This window comes from bacterium (assembly GCA_035371905.1).
In the GTDB taxonomy this organism is placed as follows: domain Bacteria; phylum Ratteibacteria; class UBA8468; order B48-G9; family JAFGKM01; genus JAMWDI01.
Map to the genome: position 1 here is coordinate 7,392 of DAORXQ010000064.1, position 3,081 is coordinate 10,472.

3 protein-coding genes and 1 tRNA gene are annotated in these 3,081 nt (G+C 29.5%); 2 read left to right on the forward strand and 2 right to left on the reverse strand.

From position 1 onward, the window contains the following. Positions 1–12: 12 nt before the first annotated feature. Together PKV21_07120 and PKV21_07125 are read right to left on the reverse strand one after the other, a co-directional pair. Positions 13–88: transfer RNA gene (locus PKV21_07120), tRNA-Pro, on the reverse strand. After that, complete coding sequence (locus PKV21_07125) at positions 65–325, reverse strand: GIY-YIG nuclease family protein (GenBank protein ID HOM27260.1); 261 nt, start codon at positions 323–325, stop codon at positions 65–67. Before PKV21_07125 ends, PKV21_07120 begins: the two co-directional genes overlap by 24 nt. A 141-nt stretch (positions 326–466) precedes the next feature. Here PKV21_07125 and PKV21_07130 point away from each other — a divergent pair, with 141 nt between their 5' ends. Together PKV21_07130 and PKV21_07135 are read left to right on the forward strand one after the other, a co-directional pair. Then, positions 467–1,600 carry a glycerate kinase gene (locus PKV21_07130; protein ID HOM27261.1) on the forward strand — a complete coding sequence of 378 codons (1,134 nt, stop codon included), beginning with the start codon at positions 467–469 and terminating at the stop codon, positions 1,598–1,600. A gap of 37 nt (positions 1,601–1,637) precedes the next feature. Further along, positions 1,638–3,081 (forward strand): tetratricopeptide repeat protein (locus PKV21_07135; protein HOM27262.1); only part of this gene is annotated, 1,444 nt, incomplete at its 3' end.

The window sequence follows — 3,081 nt, forward strand, 5'->3', positions numbered from 1 at the left end:
TATCTGAATAAGTCGGGGCGCTCGGATTTGAACCGAGGACTTCTTGGTCCCAAACCAAGCGCGCTTAACCGGACTGCGCTACGCCCCGATTCTTTATTTTCTCTTTAATATACTCCCTTCCTTTTCCTGTCTTTAATTCCTTCTCTCTTTTTATCGCTTCCTTTCTACTATTATAACACTCTTTTAAAACTATTTCCCACTCCCCTTTCCCCTTTGTATACCTACTCCATCCTCTATTATGATATTCTAACCTCTTTTCTATATCTTCTGTCTGACCTATATATATTCTACCTTCTTTATTTTTTAATACATACACCCAGTACATATTTTTACTTAATATTTCTCGGATTTGAACCGAGGACCTTCCGCCTCAGGCGGACGCGCTTAACCGGACTGCGCTACGCCCCGAAATAAACTACAAATAATTATACTTTCAAAATCTGAAAAAATCAATTATAATTTTTGTATGAAAATAATAGTTGCTCCTAATTCTTTTAAAGGTTGTTTAACATCAATTGAAGTAACAGAAATAATTGAAAAAGAGATTAAAAAAATTTTACCTTCATCAGAAATCATAAAATTCCCTCTTGCTGATGGTGGAGATGGAACTCTTGAAGTTTTAAAAAGTTTAATCGGCGGTAAATATATTGAAATTGAAGCAACTGACCCTCTTAGAAGAAAAATAAAAACAAAATATATTAAAAAAAACAATGTTGCTTATATAGAGATGGCTAAAATTTCTGGCCTTGCACTTCTTAAAGAAAATGAAAAAAATCCTTTAAAAACAACAACTTTTGGACTTGGAGAAATTATAATTGATGCAATAGATAAAGGATGTAAAAAAATCTATATAGGGGTTGGAGGAAGCGCTACAAACGATGGTGGGACAGGTGCTTTAACTGCTATTGGTTTTAGATTTATTAATAAGAATGGAAAAATTATTTATCCTGGAAAAGGAGAAGACCTTTTAGGAATAAATAAAATTGAGTACCCTGAAAATTATGAAAAATTAAAAAAAATTGAATTTACAATCCTTTCAGATGTAAAAAATCCCCTGTATGGTAAAAATGGTGCTGCCTATGTATACGCTTTCCAGAAAGGTGCAAATGAAAGTATGGTTGAAATTCTTGACAATGGATTAAGAAATTATGCAAAAGTTATAAAGAAATATACAGGAATAGAAATAAATAAAGTAGAAGGTTCTGGTGCTGCAGGTGGAATCGTTGCTGGTTTTGTTTCTTTTCTCAAGTCAAAAGTTATTTCAGGTATAGAGTTTATTTTAAAAATAGGAAATTTTGAGGAAAAAATAAAAAAAGCAGACATTATAATAACAGGAGAGGGTAAAATTGATACTCAATCTTTTTTTGGAAAAGCAGTAGGAGTTATTTTGAAGTATTCAGAAAAATATAAAATTACTGTAATAGTTCTTGCTGGAATTGTTGATGAAAAAATTTACAGATTTTTAAAAAGTCCATATATCTCAATTTTCAGTATTGTTCCTGGTCCTGTTCCTCTTAAAGATTCAATTGAAAATTCAAAAAAATATTTGGAAATAAGGACAAGAGAGATTTTAAAATTGCTCAAAATTAATCTCTCTTGAAAAATTTTGTTTAATTTTTTATAATTTTTTTAAGAAGATGAGAAAAATAATTTCAGTTATTATTTTACTTTTTTATACTCAACAAGTTCTTTCATTTTCTTTTTTTCAACGTTATAAACCAGAAGAACTTTACCCTATATCTTCTGAATATTTTAAACAGAATTTTAAAAAGGTAAAAAGAGAAAAAATTAAAATTCCTGAAGGGGTATTGATTTTACCTCTTCTTGATAAAGAAAGTAAATTAAATTCTTTGGGTACCCTGATATCTATTCTGGCAACATATAAGTATATGTATCTCCCAGAAAAAAAATTGAATATTTTGATGCCAGATTTAGAATCTATTTTTGGAAACAATTTTTACAAAGATGGAAAGATTATTAATTTTCGCCCAAAACAGATAAAGAGATTAATGGAAGAAATGAGAGTTAATACTTATGTTACCGGCTTCTTCATACATAATAATAAAAATTTTCATGTTGAGTTAAGATTTGAAGGTCCCAAAGGAGATTTTAATATTGGTAGAGAAGGAAAGATAGAAGAAATTATCTACATTCCATCATGGATTGCAGAAAATGTTTATAAATATCTTGGGGTTAGAATTTCAAAAGAAAAAAGGGAATTTATGAATAAGTTAGATTTTTACGATTGGAGGGATATGGTTGAAGTTGCAAGTGTTGAAAATCTCCTTTTTAAAAATATTTACTGCCTGACTCCTGCTGATGATAAAAAACTTTTAAATACATATAGAAAATTTTATCTAAAAAATCCTGATTCAATATTTCTCATAATAAGATATGCTAATGCTTTGTGGGAAATGCATAATGACAAAGAGGCCTTGGATGTTCTTGAAAGAGTAATGAAAAAATATCCTGATTGCGAAAGAATACTTTTATGTTATTGTCATATCCTTGATTCAAAAGCTTATGAACCATGTGGATATGATAGAGTTATTGTCCCCATTCTTATGAAACTCTTAAAAACAGAATATTTAAATAAAAATGTTTATTCTACCTTAATTGGAACATATAAACCTTATAACCTATGGGAAGAATGTGAAACTTTATATAATTTCTGGGTAGAAAACGACCCGAATTATTATTTACCATATCAGGAAAGGGGAAAGTTTTATATTGAGTATGCATGGTATGCGAGAGGTGGTGGATGGGCTTACACGGTTACAAAAGAAGCATGGAGGAAATATTTTCAAAGATTAAATCTTGCAGAAAAAGATTTACTAAAAGCTGTTTCATTAAATCCTGAAGCATATAATGCGTATGCCAGACTTGTTCAAATTGGTTATGAAATGGATAGAAGTTATGAATATATAGATTATTTTTATAAAAGAGCAATAGAAATTCAGCCTGAAAATGTATCTGTCTATTTTCAAAAATTCTTTAAGTTACAGCCAAAATGGGGTGGTTCATTAGATGAGATGTATGATTTTATTGATGAACTTATAGAAAAAAATTGTAAAGATTTTA

Coding starts and splice junctions, on each gene's coding strand:
- PKV21_07125 (HOM27260.1), bottom strand. CDS start 325: ATGTACTGGGTGTATGTATTAAAAAATAAAGAAGGTAGAATATATATA.
- PKV21_07130 (HOM27261.1), top strand. CDS start 467: ATGAAAATAATAGTTGCTCCTAATTCTTTTAAAGGTTGTTTAACATCA.